The sequence below is a fragment of the Gordonia sp. DT219 genome, assembly GCF_049847065.1.
Classification (GTDB): Bacteria; Actinomycetota; Actinomycetes; order Mycobacteriales; family Mycobacteriaceae; genus Gordonia.
Genome location: NZ_JBNCNR010000009.1, coordinates 19,999 through 36,144 on the forward strand (window position 1 = coordinate 19,999; position 16,146 = coordinate 36,144).

The window sequence follows — 16,146 nt, forward strand, 5'->3', positions numbered from 1 at the left end:
CGGGATCACATCGCCTCCTTGATTCCGCGCCGGATGAGCCAGACATTCGCCGGCCACGCCGTGGCGAAGCCCAGCAGCATCCCGATCTGCATCATGAACCAGTACGTGGCCTCGACGGGGTGCAGGTGCGGATGCGTGAAGAACACGGTGCTGACGAGGATCATCCAGATGAACAGCCCCACCTCGAAAGCCGTGAGCGAGAGGATGTCTGCCTTGGCCGCGGCGATCAGCCCGTCGCGGAGTCCGAGCTTTCGCATGGGCGCGATCGCCGCATACTGGAACAGGATTCCCAGTAGGAGGGCGAGCACATAGTCGCCGATCAGTTCCGGGATGAGGGCGCTACCGGCCACCTGGAGGCCCAGCGCGAACACCACGAAGGCGGCGATGATGTCGCCGAGCGTGCATCCGGCGCCACAGTGACTGACGCCCAACCCAATTGAGGCCCAATGCGGCTTGTCGGGTGGTTGGTCCACGTCATGGCGACGCTTCCACCGGTCGGTCATGGGTCGTCCGAATCGGAGGTACGCCCACACCGCGACCGGGCCTGCGTACAGGGCTGTGACCGGCCAAACGGCCTCCATGATCCGCATCGGCTGCCGGTACCCGAGGAGGTAGGTGTCGGCCAGGATCGCGACCGCGCACAGACCGGCGATGGACAGCGACATCACGGCGAGGATCGAAAGCCACTGCGGTGTCATCGACTCCTGTCCTCGCTCGAGCTGCTCGTCGGCGTCCTTGTACCGAGCGACTCGCTCAGATCACCGTCGGCCGTGGCTCCGGGTCTGGTTGGGGCGGCGCGGGCGGCGCCGGCTGTGGTTCGGGGGTGGGTACCGGAATCGGCGGTTCCGGTGGCGGCTCCGGGATGGGCTCGGGCGCCGGAGTCGGCTGCGGCGGTGGCGGTGGGTTGGGAACTGGCTGGTTCATCGGGACTCCTCACGTAAATGACGTGGTCACCGAGGTCGAGGCGCACATCGTCCGACCTCGGGCGGCTCCGGGCTGGACCTTGATCCCGACGCTACGCCTGCGAGCCACCATCGACCAGTAACGCCCATTTTCAGTCATTCCGCAAAGTACCGGCGGCCGACGACCTGGGGTTTTGCCGATTTGCTACTTCGGGAATGACTGAAAACGGGCGGGCATCGGGTCGGTAGGGCCGCACAGCCGATCAACTCTGACCTGCGGCCTCGACGATCAGGATGTCGAGTTCGAGGTGTCGGGGCTGGCGACAGGACCGACACCCAGGAGCGATCGACGCGAGTTACGTAGTGCCGCACCACTTTCGACCACGCCGATGAGCGCAGCATCGGCGAGGCGGACGGCGGTCGACCCGGCACTCACCACAGGTCGTAGCCGACGTTGACGTTCGGGTATCCGGTGTCGATGTGGGCGTCGATGAAGTAGTGACCGCCCGAGAGGCCGGTCATGTCGGTGTTGACGTCGCCGCGCACATTCTCGATGTTGTAGGTGGCCGTCGGACCGAAGGCGCCGACCCGGTAGTTGACGAAGACGGTCTCGTAAGGGCTCGACGGCGCATTCGACACGATGGTCTCCGAGGCGCCCGGGGCCAGCGACAGGTGCGGCGCCTGCACCCACTGCCCGGTACCGGGATTGGCACCGGCCAGCCATTCGGTGCGGTCGGTGTGGTTGGTCAGGGTCATCGCGACCGTCGGCTCGCCGGGGTGCTGACCGGAACCGTGCCGGCGGAGGCGAGCCCGGCGCCGGCGACGGCGAGTGCGGCCGCGATTCCGGTGCCGGCGAGAACGGCGACGGTGCGGTTCTTGGTGCTCTTCGAGATGGTCATGGCGTGCTCCTGATCTGGCGGAGTCCGGGTCCCGTTGTGGGGCTTGGGCTGCGGTGTCTTTCTGACACCACTGACTCTGCCCCCGACGGGCACGATGCGGACTCCGCCGACCGGCGGTCTTGCCGGTGGATCTCCGCCTCCCCTGATCGGGGGATCGGCGGGCGCTACCGAATTCGGGTGCCCCGCTACTGCGCCGGACTCACCACCCCGCCGGAGAGCACGCGGTAGGCGTAGGTGGACGCGATCAGCGTGACGGGCCCGGTCACCAGCAGCCCGACGAGGCACAGCACCGCGCCGACGATGTTCAGCAGCACCACGACGATCGCCAGCAACAGCAGGGTGCCGACGTTCTTCGACGTCAACTCGAAGCTCCCCTTGATGGCGTCGGTGGCCGAGAGGTCACGGTCGATCGCGAAAGCCAAGGTGTACCAGAGCAAGAACGTCGCGATGAGGCCCGGGATGATGATCAGGATGAAGCCGATGGTCGTGATGGCCCACACGAGGATCGCCGCGAGGAACACCTGTGCGAGGTTGTTCCAGTTGAAGAAGTCGCCGAAGGCTGGTTTCCGTCCGTCGAGTTCATTGAGCGCTCCGCGGGTGAACGCGGCCTCCACGAGCACGCTCAAGATCCCCGACACCAGCGACGCGACGATGCTCTGTCCGTTGAAGACCGAGTCGTAGTGGAATCCGCGCACTGCACCGTTGATCAGACCGACGACGACAAAAGTGATGAGCGTGAACAGAATCCAGTTGCCTGCGTTGGCCTTGTACTTGTTCCAGCCGTAGGTCAGGGCGACGCCGATCTCGAGTTGCGGCGGTGGCGGGGCGTACCCGGGAACCGCGTTCGGCGGCGGGCCCTGCCAGCCCTGCGGGGGAACGTATCCGCCGCCCGGCGGCGCATACCCCGGATTCTGCGGATCCTCATCCGGATTCGGTGGGCGGCCGGGGTCGTCGGGCGTACTGGTCATGACACTCCTCGGTGTTGGCGCTATGTGCCAGCGACAGTGACACGTGCCGGGCGGGAAGGCAATGGTGGGAACCGGGACAGTCCTATCGCCGACCTATCGCCGAGCAGATCGGATCGATCGCCTCGGCTCAGTTGGTTCCGAGGATCTCGCGGCATTCGTCTGCGGAATGCGTTTGCAGGCAATCCGTCCACTCGCGCTGATCGTCGGCCCACGGGTGTCGCGGGGTCTGGCCGGTGTTGGGAACCCATTGATAGTTGTCGCACACGATGGCGGTGCCGTTCGCGTCGGTGGCGGTGCGTCCGATGTCCGCACCGATGCAGGAATCGCCGAGGCCAGGTGCCGACGGCGTCTGTGCCTGCGACAGCGCAGGATTCGGGGCCAGATCCGGGTCGCGAGACCACGCTCCGCCGTCCGTGCCCTGCAGACGCGCGCAGTAGGCGGCGGCGCCATCAGCAAACACCGCGACGGCACCGCGCGAAGCGCACAGGGCGCCCTCGGTGACGACAGGTAGTGCCTCGGTAGTCGTCGCGGCAGGAGTGGTCGGCGGCGGCGTGACGGGTGCCGCACTGCTCGTCGTCGGCGATGAGGGGGCGACGTACTCGGTGACCGTCGACCTTGGTGATGACGGCGACCGCTGGGTGTGCGACGCACAGCCGGCAATCGGCACGAGCAATACTGCGAAGGCGGCGACCGCGACGATGCGCTTCATTGCACTCCTCGGCCGGACTGTTCCGGCACTACGGGTGTCAGAACCATAGTTGACGGACGCCCGATCAAGCACGAATCTCCGAGATTCTCGTCCAATGGTGTGCCCCAACGCCCTCACCGGACAAACTTGTCCACCATGCGCGCACCCGATCTGTTCCACGCCCTCGTCTTGCTGAATCTGCTCTTCGCATGCGGGCTGTGGACACTGCTCCGGCCGAGCGGCCGGGCGGCATTGGTACTCATCGTCGTCGGTATTGCGTGGGTGATCTGGAACAAGCCGCTGGAAGGGTCGACGATGATCCGCATCACCGACCGGCATGGGATCACCGAGGCGGATCTGCTGTCGCTCGTCGCCCTCTGGATCGCCTTCTGGGCGTGTACCCGCGCGTATCGACGAGCGCCCACCCGCAACGACGTTTGACGCGCAGGCAAACCGACGACAGGCCGACCGCCGAATAGCATGACCGGGTGGACTCGCCTGACCGACCGCCGCGCTCGCTGTCGCGCGGCATCCGACGACGTGATGTCCTGCGGCTCGGGACGCTCGGCACGGTCGGATTGGTGGCCGCATGCGCGTCGGACCGGCAGGTGACACCCGCACCGGCGACGCCGCCACCGGCACTACGACCGTGGGGTGCGTTCATCCCGTCGGTGCTGCCCGCCGCGGGCTCGACCCGTTCACCGCTGCAGCAACTCGCCACCATGGCCGGCGCGCCCCCGAAATACGTGCACCGCTTTGCCGCGATCGGCGACCCGGTGCCGACCGCAGAACTCGACGCGATCGCCACCACCGGCGCGACACCACTGCTCACCCTGGAGCCGTGGCGACCCGACGGCGGCGTCGACCAGCCCGACCACTCCCTCGCGCGCATCGCCGCGGGTGCGTTCGACACCCAATTCGCCAGCTGGGCAGACGGTCTCGCGTCGTGGGGCAAACCGGTGCTGTTGCGGTTCGCGCAGGAGATGAACGGCACCTGGTATCCGTGGTCGATCGGCGTCAACGGCAACACGGCCGCCGACTATCGCGCCGCCTGGGCGCGGATGCACTCGGTCATGCACGAGGCCCGCATACCTTCGGTGCAGTTCGTCTGGGCGCCAAACGTTCTCACTCCCGGTACCAATCCGTTCGCCGATGCCTATCCCGGTTCCGACCTCGTCGACGTACTCGGGCTGGACGGATACAACTGGGGCGAGCAGCCCGGCCACCACTGGCAGGCGGCGACCGACCTCTTTGCGCCGAGCCTCGACGCGCTGCGCGAGATCGACGGCACACACCCCATCCTCGTCACCGAGGTCGCCTCCGCCGACGGCCCCTCCCCCGAGGACAAGGCCGGCTGGATTCGAGACTTCTTCACCCTCATCCAAAGTCAGTCACGCGTCGAAGGTTTCGTCTGGTTCCAGATGGACAAAGAACGCGACTGGCGCTTCAACTCGACTCCGGCAAGTACCGCCGCCTTCCGTGCCGGCGTCGCCGGCTTGGGACTCCGGTAGCGGCGAGCGCTGTCCGCGAGGATTTGCGATATCTGTTCACTGAAGTGACGAAAGTGTTTGTCGCCCTTGCTAATAACTCGTCGAACACTTGCGCGTCGAACAAATTTTCTGCTACACTGGACTTATCGCAAGATCATCCAGGGGGGAATCCATGATCGACGCCACCACTCTTTCCGCCGAACTGTACGGGCACCTCATCGCCCAACTCGACGACCGTGCTTACAGTCCAGACCTCACCTCACGTGAAGCGTTCGCCGCGATGCAGCAACTGAACACGTTGCGCAACATGCTCGATCACTACGCGGCGAAACTGACCGGCGAGTTCGACCGCCTCAACATGACCGCACCCCAAGGCCGATCGGTGCGAGAACTGTTGATCTCCATGGGATTCGCCCCGGCCGTCGCGGGCCGGCTCGTTCGCATCGGCACCACCGACAACATCGACGGACTCCATAAGCACAGCGCCTACGGGTCAGTGTCCCTCGACCACGCCGACGCCATCGTCCGCGGACTCACCCACATCGCCTCCCGCGCCGGCGAACCCGTCACCCCCGAGCAACGCCGCGACCACACCCGCGCCCTCGTCTCCCAAGCACTGTCCGGGATGAGTCCCGCCGAAATCGGCAAGCACGCACACCAACTCGGCAACATTCTTGCCGATGACACCGGCGGTACGCCTGCCGCCGAAGACAAGACCGTCAACGAACTCGGCTACCACAAGACCAGCGACGGCCGGCTCGACGTGCGCGCGAATCTCGATGCGGTCGCCGGGGAGAAACTCCACAGCCTCGTCGAAACACTGTCCGCGCCAAAGCCTCAACCCGACGGCTCGCACGATCCGCGGCCGGTCGAACGGAAACGTGCTGATGCTCTCGAAACCATCCTCGAACTTGCCCAGAAGGGTCTTGCCGACGAGACCGTGTCCTGCAAGCCGACCGGTGGGGTGCTGTTGACGATCCCCGCCGACACACCGAAGCTTTCCGCACTCGAGTTCATGGGATCGGTCACGCCCGCCACCGCGAAAACACTGGGCTGTGATGCCGGAGTCACCGTGGTCATCGTCGACGACGACGAAGTGCCGTTGAACGTCGGACGCGAAAAGCGGCTGTTCACCCCGGCACAGCGAAAAGCGTTGCTACTCCGGGACAAATGCTGCATCAAGTGCGGCGCGCCCGCCTCGCGCACGCAGGCGCACCATTTGCGGCATTGGGCTGACGGTGGCCCCACCGACCTCGACAACGGATGCCTCCTGTGCACCAGCTGCCACCACGACGTCCACGATAGTGGGTGGGACGTGATCATCGGCTTCGATCGTCACCCGTGGCTCATCCCACCCGCCGCGGTCGACCCCAAACGACGACCGTTACCGGCCTACAACCGGCGCACCCTACGCCTCGACAGCGCCGCCTGACAACCGCCGCCTGACACTCGCCGCCTGATCACACCCGCCTCCTGACCATACTTCTACGGAAGTAGCTGTGTACCTTGATAATTCCATAGTGACGCCCTACCGGGCGTTGTAGTCGAAGCGCCGACGATCCAGTTGCCGGGTCAATTCCGGTTCGAGGACCTTCGCCGCGGTCGCGGTCAGATGCGACTCGTCCCGGTAGAAGAGGATCTTGTTACGCGCCGGCACGCACGTATCGCCGTCGCAGAGAAGGCTGTTCACGCTCAGGGTGACGATGTCACGGTCACGCCCGCGTGCCTGCTCGGTGAGGATCGGTTCGTGGCGGACCACATCGTCGAGCCGAAAGTTGCAGCGCGTCCAGTCGTCCAGCGCACCCGACATGCAGTCGGCGATCTGGAAGTTCGGATACGGGGTGTCGGCGATATAGACCAGGCGCGCACCGGTGCCGCGCAGCACCGCAAGCGTGTCGTCCCACGCCTGCGCCGACTCGTCATAGTCGGGGACGTAGGTCGACAGGGACGAGAAGATGACGATCTTCGGTGCGAGCGCGGCAATCTGGTGCAGTGAGTCTTCCCGCCAGCGGACGCAATCGGCGGCGTTGAACGGATCGGGCCGGTGTGTCCGTGGGCGCAGGTTCTGCGCCGGACACGCCGCCTTGGTGAACTGGTAGATCCGCCAGTTGTGCGCAGTACCGATGGCGCGCAACGTCTCCGCCCACTGCTCGGCATGCGAGTCGCCGAACAGCACCACCGGGATACCGTCACCGGGGCCGAATGCACACTCGCGGCCCGGCCCGTAGTCGCCGACCGGCACCAGGCATTCGGTGGGCGACGGCCGGTCGTCGTACGCCTGGAACGGATTCGGCACCACCGGACCCGACGTGGCACCACTCTCCTGCCCGAACACCGACTGGTAGCTCAGGGCGGCGTTGCTGACGGTGTCGCCGCTCGCCACCTTGACGGTGATCACACCAGCAGTCATCGACACGGCCAGCCCGATCACCAGTCCGATGACACCGACCGAGATGGACGCCGAATGGTTGCGTCGCAGTTCGGCATTGGCGATGAGCGGTTCCTCGAAGAACAGCGTCGAGGCGATCGCGATCAGCAACGCCACCCCGGTCACCGCCAGCAACGCCGGCCATGCCGTGCTCCCCGTCTGCGTCTCGAACAGCACCAGCGCCGGCCAATGCCACAGATACCAGGAGTAGGACACGCGGCCGAGGAACCGCATCGGCGGCACCGACAACAGAAATCCGGCCGTGAACGCATTACCCGCGCGGGTGCCGACGTCGGCCGGAATCACCTGGCCCGACAGGATGATCAGCGCCGTCGAGATCGTGGGCAGCAGTGCGGCCGCGCCCGGATACGGCGTGGTCGCGGTGATCAGGACCGCCGACGCGACGAGCCCGGCGATGCCTACCCAGCCCAGCAGCGCCGCAACGATTCGGGTCGGCGCGGTGCGGCGTGCGGCACCGATCAGGATCGGCTCGGCGACGGCGAGCAGCCCACCGACCCCGAACTGCCAGACGCGGGTATAGGTCGCCATGTAGGCGGTGGCCGGGTCGACCGGGGTGAGCCGGATCGCCCAGATCAGCGAGCCGACGGTGAGGGCCGCAACCACCAGACCGATCGACGACCGGACCGATAGATGGTGCCGTAGCGGGGTTCTCGCCACCAGGATCGCTGCGGCGAAGATGATCATCGGCCACACGAGGTAGAGCTGCTCCTCGATGGCCAGCGACCAGAAGTGGGTGGCGAGGCTGCCGTCGATGGCGCCGGCGAGGTAGTCGGCGTTCTGGGCGATGAAATGCCAGTTGGCCAGATTCGCTGCGGCGGCAAGCAGATCGAGGGATTGTTTGAACACCCGCAACAGCGGCATCGTGAGGGCGGCGCCGATCAACGACACCACGATCACCAGCGCCGCAGCCGGAATGATGCGGCGGCAGCGTCGCGCGTAGAAACCCTTGAACGACACCGTGCCGGTCTTCTCGAATTCGCGGATCAGCAGTCCGGTGATGAGGAATCCGGAGATGACGAAGAAGATGTCGACGCCGACGAATCCGCCGTCGAGTCCCGGAATCCGGGCGTGAAAGAGCACCACCAAAAGCACCGCGACACCACGCAGTCCGGCGACGTCGGTGAAGAAGGTCGACGTGTGCGGTCGGGTCACGACGCCGTCCACGGGAGCATGATGTCGAACACGCCCAGCGCGAGCGCGGCGACGAACGCGATCGCCACGGTGTAGCCGACGACCTCCCACCCCGAGATCCGGTTCCAGTTGGGTGCGGTTGGCCGACGCTCGGTCACCGACGGCCGCGGCAACCGATCCGGCGCGTCCGGCTGATCGGCGGGCAGGGCACCAACGTCCAGCACGTCAGCGGGCAGCACGTCGGCGTCGTCCACCGCAACCCCGCCCGGGCGCACGCGAGCCACCAGCACCCGCACGAACTCGATGAGCAGCGGCACCGCGAGATAACTGTAGGCGCAGGCGAATCCGATCATCATCCAGAACGCGGGCAGACCGTCGGCGCGGACGTCGACGAATGCGAACAGCCAGAACCCGACGAGCGACGCCCCCAGCGACACCGCACCCAGCGCGCTGATCGACCGCGCCAGCGAATTGCTGGTGCCGACCGCTCCGGTGGGCACCCATCCGATTTCGCGGCCGAACAGCTTGTGGACGATCGCGACGGTGTGGGCGAACCCGTAGGCCATCTGGATGCGCAGCACCTCGAACCGCCAGCGACTGCGTGACACCAGCGGGAACATCACCAGGTACACCCACAACCCGAACAGGAACGGCACGAGCTGCGCGGGCCGGATGTCGTCGGGGAACGCGATCAGCATGATGATGCCGGGCAGAAACACCATGAAGACGTTCATCGCGGTCGTCAGGTAGTAGAAGACGCCCGCCGAGTGCGCCAGCGCCTGGCGCAGCGTCATCGGCCGATAGTCTTGCGGCAAAACGGGATTGTGTGCCCGCGACAGTGAGCCCATGCACCAGCGGTACTGCTGGTTGAGAAACCCCGCGAGGTCGGTGGGGCACAGTCCCCGCGACAGCACCACCGGCACGTACCGGATGCGGTAGCCGGCCTGTTGCAGGTGATGACCGGTGTGGAGGTCCTCGCTGTGCTCGATCGGCGCGAATCCGCCGACGTGCGCCAGCGCCGAGCGGCGGTAGAGTGCCGATGTCCCAACACAATTGGCCGCGTCGATCTGGTCCCGCGACGGCAGCACCCAGCGGTAGAAGAACTCCTGCGTGGCTCCGGCGGTGCGCTGGATCCAGCCCATCTGTTCGGTGGTGGCGAAGGTCTGCGGGCTCTGCACGATGGCCACCTGCGGGTCGTCGAGGTAAGGCATCAGGTGCGCGAGAAAGTCGGGGCGCGGGCAGAAGTCGGCGTCGAAGATCACCACCACGTCGCCGTCGGTCCGGTCGAACGCGTACCGCAGGTTCCCGGCCTTGCGCAGATGCCCGCGGTCGGGCCGCACCCGATAGGCGAAGCCGAACTCGGCGGCCAGGCCGGCCACGGCCGGGGATGCGGCGTCGTCGAGGACGTGCACGCGCAGCACGCCCGGCCAGCCGAGCGCTGCCACGTGACGGTAGGTGTTGCGCAGAATGGCGAGGCTCTCCCCGCATGTCGGCAGGAACACGTCCACCGACGCGAACTGTCCGCCGTCGGGATGCCATGTCGCGGCGAGCTGTTGGTGTGTGCGCCAGGTCACGCGCCGCCGGTACAGGCCGGTCACCAACGACAGCGCGGTCCCCACCGCGTTCACGACGAGCACGATCAGCGCCGGCCACAACGCCGGGTGTGCGGTCGCGAAGGCCGTCAGCGACCATGCCGCCAATCCGAACGCGACGAGCAGCACGAGCTGAATCCAGCGCATCTGCGGGCCGAGATATTCGTAGATCTCGTCGTCGGCGGGCGGGGAGATCACCTGGGCCGCGGGCGGCGGGGGCGGGGTGCTCGCCCGGCGACGCGGTGTCGGGATCGCGTCTCCGAGAGTCACTTGCACCCGTACAGAATCGAGTACCGGCAACGCCGATGCAATCCGGGGCCGGGCGGGCCGCTACCGTCGTCGTGTGTTGTGGCGGAGCAGATTCCTCGGTGCGCTCGGCGCAGTGTGCGCCGCGACGGCGCTCGCCGCCTGCGCCACGTCGACCTCGGCGGTCCCGGCGACGTCCCGCTCCGCGCCGTCGGTGAGTGCGCACACCTCGGCCATCCGCGGGCAGGTCGTCGAGGTCGCCGATCCGCCGGCCGAATGGGCCGCGCACCTACCTGCCGGTGCCCACGCGATGCGCATCGTCTACCGCTCGGTGTCGGGGGTCGACGGCTCGTCGACGACGGTGTCGGGTGCGGTGTTTTTGCCCGGCGGCGAGCTGCCCCCAGATCAGCAGTCTCCAGATCAGCGACCGACCGCGGGTTGGCCGCTGATCGCCTACGCGCACGGCACGACAGGCGTGACGCGCGACTGCGGGCCGTCGGACCGGCCCGACATGTTCGGCGACCTGAATGCTGTTGCGGCGTTCCTGAATTCCGGATATGCGGTGGTCACCACCGACTATCAGGGCCTCGGGCTGCGCACGCAGGCGCCCGCCCACCCGTATCTGGAACCGCGCACCGCCGCCGACAACGTCATCGACGCGGTGCGGGCGGCGCGCTCGGCACAACCGACGATCGGGTCGCGGTGGGTGGCGATCGGCGCCTCGCAGGGCGGGGCGGCGGCGTGGGCGACCGCCGAACGGTTCGCGTCCTACGGCGCGGGCAGCGGCGCGCTGCTGGGCGTGGTGGCGTCGGTGCCGCTGCTCGACGCCACCTACCTCGTCGACCGCGCCCAATCGGGGGAGCTGACACCGGCGCAGCGCTGGCTGTATCCGATCCTGGTCGAGGGCGTCGCACAAGCCGATCCGCACATCCGCGCCGACGATTACCTGCACGGGGTGGCCGCCGACCGGCACGCCACGCTGGTGTCGTGTTCGGCGGACAAGTCGGCGCGCTCGGCCCAGATCCAGGCCTCCGACACGGCGATCTTCACCGCCGACGGCCCCGCCGCCGGGGCGCTGCGCACGACGCTGGCGCAGATGTCGTTGCCCCGCAACCACACCGACGTCCCCATCCTGGCCTTGTATGGCAGCGTCGACGAGATCATCCCCGTCGACCGGATGGAGGTGACCCTGGGCAAGGGATGCGCGCTCGGTGATTCGGTGCAGCGGGTGCGGCGCGAGGGGGCCGGGCATTCCCTGGATCCGGGACCGCTGCTGGGGCAGTGGGTCGCCGATCGTTTCGCCGACCGGCCGGCGCCGGGAAACTGCTGAGAATTCCTCCGAACAGACGACATCGGCAAAACCATGCGCCGGGGCGAGGTCGGCGACTGTCGGCGTTGCCCGCTATCGTGATGTCCACTTGCCGGGTGCTGTATGGCGTGAATGGGAAAGTGGAGTACTTCAGCGAATGAAGCATACGTTAAAACGGATTTATCACTCGGCACCATTGTGGGCGTGGATCGTGATGATCGTGTGCGTCATCGTTCTCGTTGTCGGCCTGGCAATCTCGTCCAATCGCACCGCGCCCGCCGCCACGCCGGCGGCCGCACCGACCACTGCTGCACCGAATTCGCCCGATTCGGCCGGCACCCCGGCCACCGTCGCATTCATGAATGCGGCGAAAGCGGCACCGAAACAGCCCAAGACAATTCTGTTGCTCGGCGACTCGACGGGATCGTCACCCAACGGCTGGGCGCCGGCGCTGGGCACGGCGATCAGCCAATCCCTCGACCGCCCCGTCGCCACTGCCTATTGGAATGCCGCATCCGCCGAGTACGGCGCACCCGTCGGCCTCGGCAAGGGACCCAACGGCGCCGTCGGGTACTGGAACGGGTCGGCGGCAGGTAAGGACGCGCACTACGCGGCCGACAATCTGAGCGCCCTGACCACCACCCCGAGCGGTGCGGCGATCAAGCCGGATCTGATCCTGGTGAACTTCGGGCTGTCGGAGGATGCGACGCAGCCGCTGGCCCCGCAGATCCAGCCGCTCCTCGCGGCGTTGCAGAAGAAGTTCCCCGGCGCGCCGATCGCCGTCGTCAAGCAGAACCCGCCGCGCGACTCCGACAACGCCGACCAGGTGTCGGGGTACGCGTCGGCGATGGACGCCGAGGGCATCCAGGTGATCGACGTGTACTCGGCGTTCCCGGCCGACGCCACACAGCGCGCGGCGCTGATGTCGGACACCGTCGCCCCCAACGCCGCCGGACAGAAGCTGTGGGCCAAGACGGTGCTCGCCGCGTTCGGGCTGCCCGCGCCCGCCTGACCTTCGCCCTGACCACAGCCACAGCCGCGCCCCCCAGACGCAATTCACCCCCGACACAATTCCCCCCAGACACAATTTCCCCCGGTCGGACGACCCACCCTCCCTACCGCTGCGCGCCGAAGTACGGGACAATCCTGAGGAACGCTTACACCGAACCTGAGAAAGTCCTGTCATGCATGCCCTCCGCTCGCCGTTGACGCGTCGTGTCGGCGCGGGTGCGCTGGCGGTCGGCATCGCCGGGTCGATGGCGTTCGCGACGCTGTGGTCGTTCCCGTCCGCGGAGCCGTCGCGCGCCGTCAACCTGCCGGTCGCGCTGGCTTCGGTGGCCGATGAGCCGACCCCGTTGGGCGTCACCGACGACCAGATCTACCGGATCTCGGATGGGCAGTTGCGCGCCACCCTCGACAGCCTCCGGACGCTGGGCGTGACCGACATCCGCGTCGGCGCACCGTGGCGCTACCTCGAACGCGGCGCCGCCGGGTGGTCGCGCCTCGACGCCATCGTCGACGGCGCCCGCGCGCGCGGCATGCATGTGGTGATCGTGGCGTCGGTGAGCTCACGGTGGACCGGGGCGACGTCGACGGCGAGCAACCCGCCTGCCGCGTTCGCAGCGTTCGCGAAGGCACTCGCCGCCCGCTACAAGGGCAAGGTCGCCGGCTACGAGATCTGGAATCAGGTGGGCGCGACGGAGCCGAATTCGGTTGTGCCGTCGACGATGTTGCGTGATCTACTCGCCGCGGCGATCAACGCGATCCGCGCGGTCGATCCGGGCACCCCGGTCAGCGGCCAGCAGGTGACCGCGACGGTCGTGGCCACGCCGCCCTCGGCTCCGGCGATCACCGGCTCGACGGTCGCCCCGGTCAGCCCGGCTCCCGCCCAGTCGCCGGCCGCGGCCCCGGCGCCGCCGATCGTGACCGAGACCGTCGCCGTCCCACCCCCGGCGGTGCCTGCTCCCGACGACCACGAGGGCGACGCGCCCGATCCGCCCACCACGTCGACGACCTCGACGACGCCGTCCCTGGCACCGTCGACGCGCTCGAGCACCGCCGATCCGCAGCCACCGGACACGGTCATCACACCCCAGAGCGCCGCGTCCGAGCCGACGCCACCGGAGACCGTGCAGCCCGAGGCCGTGCACTCCGCCGGCGGCGACGCCTCGATTCCGGAGAGCACGCCGGCCGAGTGAGGTAGAACGTCGTCACGGACGGCCACGTGTTCGCCTCAGCCCACGCCGAGCGCCACGGCAGTGAGCACCGACCACGCGAGCATCGCGATCCCGGTGGCGCCCAAGGCCGGAATGAGGCCGGGGCCGAGCGCTTTTCGTGCGACGGGCCGACCGGCCGCGACGATGATCGGAGCGACGAGCAGACCGATGAGTGACCACGGGGTGGCGACGACGAGAACGCAGCTGGCGATCAGCGGGATCGCCAGCAGGGTGAGGTAGAGGATGCGGGTCCGGGCGTCGCCGAGGCGCACGGCCAGGGTGATCTTGCCCGATTCGGTGTCGCCGGGGATGTCGCGCAGGTTGTTGACGACGAGCACCGCGGTGGAGATGGCGCCGATGGCGATCGCGCAGACGAGGCCCACCCAGTCGACCCGGCCGGAGGCGACGAACTGGGTGCCCAGCACCGCGACGAGTCCGAAGAAGGTGAACACGGCGATCTCGCCGAGTCCGTAGTACCCGTACGGCTTCGACCCGCCGGTGTAGAACCAGGCGCCGGCGATACAGACCGCGCCGATCAGGATCAACCACCAGGCCGACGTCACCGCCAGCACCACCCCGGCGACCGCGCCGATCCCGAAGCACACGAACGCGGCGGTCTTGACCGCCGACGGCGCGGCGACGCCCGACCCGACGAGGCGCATCGGGCCGACACGCTCGTCGTCGGTGCCGCGGATGCCGTCGGAGTAGTCGTTGGCGAAGTTGACGCCGATGATGAGCGCGATCGCCACGACGAGGGCCAGCGCCGCCTTCCACCAGACGACGTCGCCGTCGAGGAGCGCGGCGCCGACCCCGGCGACCACCGGCGCGATCGCGTTCGGAAGGGTGCGCGGACGGGCGCCTGCTATCCACTGCGTTGGGGTTGCCACGCCCTCGATCCTTCCAGGCCGGCTCGCGCCGGCGTAATCGGTAGACATCTCTCTCGGCAACCGCGACCCATGTCTTACCGATTCCCGTCAGCCGGGTCGGCCGGGTCGGCCAACGGGCTGATCAGACCCCGGCCGGCGCCTCCGGCAGGCTCGCGAGGATCGCGGCCTTGAGGTCGTCGGGGGTGGTCACCGCGCTGATCACGGCCAACGACGCCGGGTCGGCGACCTCGATGATGCCGAGCAGCAGGTACTCGGCGCGGAGCTGACGGTCGTCGCGCTCACGGGCGATGCGCACCGCCGCCTCGAGCGCCTCACGCGTCTCGGGGGCGAAACGGGGCCGCATGCCTCGTCCGCGCGGACCACGACGGCCGCGGCCGGGCTCGAACGGGCCGCCCGGACCGAAACCGCCGGGACCGAAACCCGGGCCGCCGGGACCGAAACCGCGACCGCCGGGGCCGCCGGGGCCGAAGCCGGGACCGAAACCGGGACCGTCCCAGCCTTCCGGGCCTCGTCCTTCCGGACCCCATCCTTCCGGGCCCCAGCCTTCTGGACCCCAGCCCCCGCGGCCGCGGCCCCGTCCGCGTCCATGGCCGTGCGGTCCGCGTCCATGCGGTCCGCACTCGCCGCGTCCGCGACCGCGTCCACGACCCCGCTCAGGGCGTTCGGCCCAGCCGTCGGCGAGGTCGTCGCCGAAGCGGTCACGGACCGCCGCACGCACCTTGTCGAGGTCGATACCGATGGAGCGCAACGCCTCTCGGTCTTGTTCATACCGATCGGCGGCGCTCTCCTGCGCGGCGGCATCGTCGTCGGTGTCGTTCTCTTCGTGGTAGGCGCGCGAGCTGTCGCGGGCCCCCACCAGGTTGAGCCCCGCCTCGTGGAGCACACCGAACAACGGCGTACGCGCATTGCACAGCATCCCGAGGATGAGGTGATCGTTGCCGAGCCGGTGGTGTCCCAGGTCGGCGGCTTCTTGCGTGGCGAATGCCAGCAGCATCTTGTCGTCTCGAGTGAATCGACCGAACATGATGGTTCTCCTTACAGCTTGTCGAGGCCCGTCAGGGCGCCTCGCGTGGCGAATGTTTCTGATGCACGGCCTGCCGGCTGACCTGCAAAACCTCTGCAATGGCCTGCCAACTCCAGCCCTGATCACGGGCGTTGGCCACCTGAACCTCTTCGAGGCGGTCGGCCAGGGTGCGCAGGGCGCGTACCGCGGCCAGTCCCCGGCCCGGGTCGTCGCTTGCGGCGGCTCCGGCGAGGCTCTGCGCCTCGGCGGGATCAGTGTTCTGCTCGTCGTGCATGTTGTCAGGTTATGTTGACATCCGGGACGTGTCAAGAATTATTGACAGTCAATTTTCGCGGGCACCCGGTC

The 16,146-nt window shown here is 67.9% G+C and carries 15 protein-coding genes and 1 pseudogene; 6 read left to right on the top strand and 10 right to left on the bottom strand.

Annotated features, from left to right (window positions below):
* Positions 1-5: 5 nt before the first annotated feature.
* The 5 genes and pseudogenes from ACPXB3_RS12625 to ACPXB3_RS12645 form a co-directional block, all read right to left on the bottom strand.
* A complete protein-coding gene (locus tag ACPXB3_RS12625) occupies positions 6-698 on the bottom strand; it encodes a DUF4396 domain-containing protein (protein ID WP_425727794.1) in 693 nt (230 codons plus the stop codon).
* Positions 699-753: 55 nt separating this feature from the next.
* Complete coding sequence (locus ACPXB3_RS12630) at positions 754-924, bottom strand: hypothetical protein (RefSeq protein WP_425727795.1); 171 nt, start codon at positions 922-924, stop codon at positions 754-756.
* 410 nt (positions 925-1,334) lie between these two features.
* Positions 1,335-1,801, bottom strand: a pseudogene (locus ACPXB3_RS12635) (hypothetical protein).
* Positions 1,802-1,986: 185 nt separating this feature from the next.
* The gene (locus ACPXB3_RS12640) at positions 1,987-2,769 is read right to left on the bottom strand and encodes a hypothetical protein (RefSeq protein WP_425705289.1); all 783 of its coding nucleotides are present in this window, start codon (positions 2,767-2,769) and stop codon (positions 1,987-1,989) included.
* 127 nt (positions 2,770-2,896) lie between these two features.
* Entirely contained in the window at positions 2,897-3,478 is a 582-nt protein-coding gene (locus ACPXB3_RS12645) for a hypothetical protein (protein ID WP_425727796.1), read from the bottom strand.
* A 135-nt stretch (positions 3,479-3,613) separates the two neighbouring features.
* Here ACPXB3_RS12645 and ACPXB3_RS12650 point away from each other — a divergent pair, with 135 nt between their 5' ends.
* The 3 genes from ACPXB3_RS12650 to ACPXB3_RS12660 all read left to right on the top strand — a co-directional run bounded on the left by ACPXB3_RS12650 (position 3,614) and on the right by ACPXB3_RS12660 (position 6,379).
* Positions 3,614-3,898: a hypothetical protein gene (locus tag ACPXB3_RS12650; protein ID WP_425727797.1), complete on the top strand. Its 285-nt coding sequence runs from the start codon at positions 3,614-3,616 to the stop codon at positions 3,896-3,898.
* 47 nt (positions 3,899-3,945) lie between these two features.
* The gene (locus tag ACPXB3_RS12655; protein ID WP_425727798.1) at positions 3,946-4,968 is read left to right on the top strand and encodes a glycoside hydrolase family 26 protein; all 1,023 of its coding nucleotides are present in this window, start codon (positions 3,946-3,948) and stop codon (positions 4,966-4,968) included.
* 151 nt (positions 4,969-5,119) lie between these two features.
* Entirely contained in the window at positions 5,120-6,379 is a 1,260-nt protein-coding gene (locus ACPXB3_RS12660; RefSeq protein WP_425705286.1) for a DUF222 domain-containing protein, read from the top strand.
* A gap of 96 nt (positions 6,380-6,475) precedes the next feature.
* Here ACPXB3_RS12660 and ACPXB3_RS12665 read toward each other — a convergent pair whose 3' ends face one another.
* Positions 6,476-8,548 (bottom strand): acyltransferase family protein, encoded by a 2,073-nt coding sequence (locus ACPXB3_RS12665; RefSeq protein ID WP_425727799.1) that lies wholly within the window; start codon positions 8,546-8,548, stop codon positions 6,476-6,478.
* Positions 8,545-10,266: a glycosyltransferase family 2 protein gene (locus tag ACPXB3_RS12670; protein WP_425727861.1), complete on the bottom strand. Its 1,722-nt coding sequence runs from the start codon at positions 10,264-10,266 to the stop codon at positions 8,545-8,547. Before ACPXB3_RS12670 ends, ACPXB3_RS12665 begins: the two co-directional genes overlap by 4 nt.
* 235 nt (positions 10,267-10,501) lie before the next feature.
* Between ACPXB3_RS12670 and ACPXB3_RS12675 the strand changes: the two genes are divergently transcribed.
* The 3 genes from ACPXB3_RS12675 to ACPXB3_RS12685 all read left to right on the top strand — a co-directional run bounded on the left by ACPXB3_RS12675 (position 10,502) and on the right by ACPXB3_RS12685 (position 13,872).
* Positions 10,502-11,695, top strand: coding sequence for a lipase family protein (locus ACPXB3_RS12675; RefSeq protein ID WP_425727863.1), 1,194 nt, complete (start codon positions 10,502-10,504; stop codon positions 11,693-11,695).
* 136 nt (positions 11,696-11,831) lie between these two features.
* On the top strand, positions 11,832-12,686 hold the full coding sequence (locus tag ACPXB3_RS12680; RefSeq protein WP_425705284.1) for an SGNH/GDSL hydrolase family protein: 855 nt from the start codon (positions 11,832-11,834) through the stop codon (positions 12,684-12,686).
* 172 nt (positions 12,687-12,858) lie between these two features.
* Positions 12,859-13,872, top strand: a complete 1,014-nt coding sequence (locus ACPXB3_RS12685) for a cellulase family glycosylhydrolase (protein WP_425727800.1) — start codon at positions 12,859-12,861, stop codon at positions 13,870-13,872.
* A 35-nt stretch (positions 13,873-13,907) separates the two neighbouring features.
* On the opposite strand, the gene ACPXB3_RS12690 is transcribed toward ACPXB3_RS12685, so the two are convergent.
* The 3 genes from ACPXB3_RS12690 to ACPXB3_RS12700 all read right to left on the bottom strand — a co-directional run bounded on the left by ACPXB3_RS12690 (position 13,908) and on the right by ACPXB3_RS12700 (position 16,075).
* Positions 13,908-14,777 carry a 1,4-dihydroxy-2-naphthoate polyprenyltransferase gene (locus ACPXB3_RS12690; RefSeq protein ID WP_425705282.1) on the bottom strand — a complete coding sequence of 290 codons (870 nt, stop codon included), beginning with the start codon at positions 14,775-14,777 and terminating at the stop codon, positions 13,908-13,910.
* Positions 14,778-14,898: 121 nt separating this feature from the next.
* On the bottom strand, positions 14,899-15,801 hold the full coding sequence (locus ACPXB3_RS12695; protein WP_425727801.1) for a Clp protease N-terminal domain-containing protein: 903 nt from the start codon (positions 15,799-15,801) through the stop codon (positions 14,899-14,901).
* Between the two features lie 31 nt (positions 15,802-15,832).
* Positions 15,833-16,075, bottom strand: a complete 243-nt coding sequence (locus ACPXB3_RS12700; RefSeq protein ID WP_425705280.1) for a helix-turn-helix domain-containing protein — start codon at positions 16,073-16,075, stop codon at positions 15,833-15,835.
* Between the last annotated feature and the right edge of the window lie 71 nt (positions 16,076-16,146).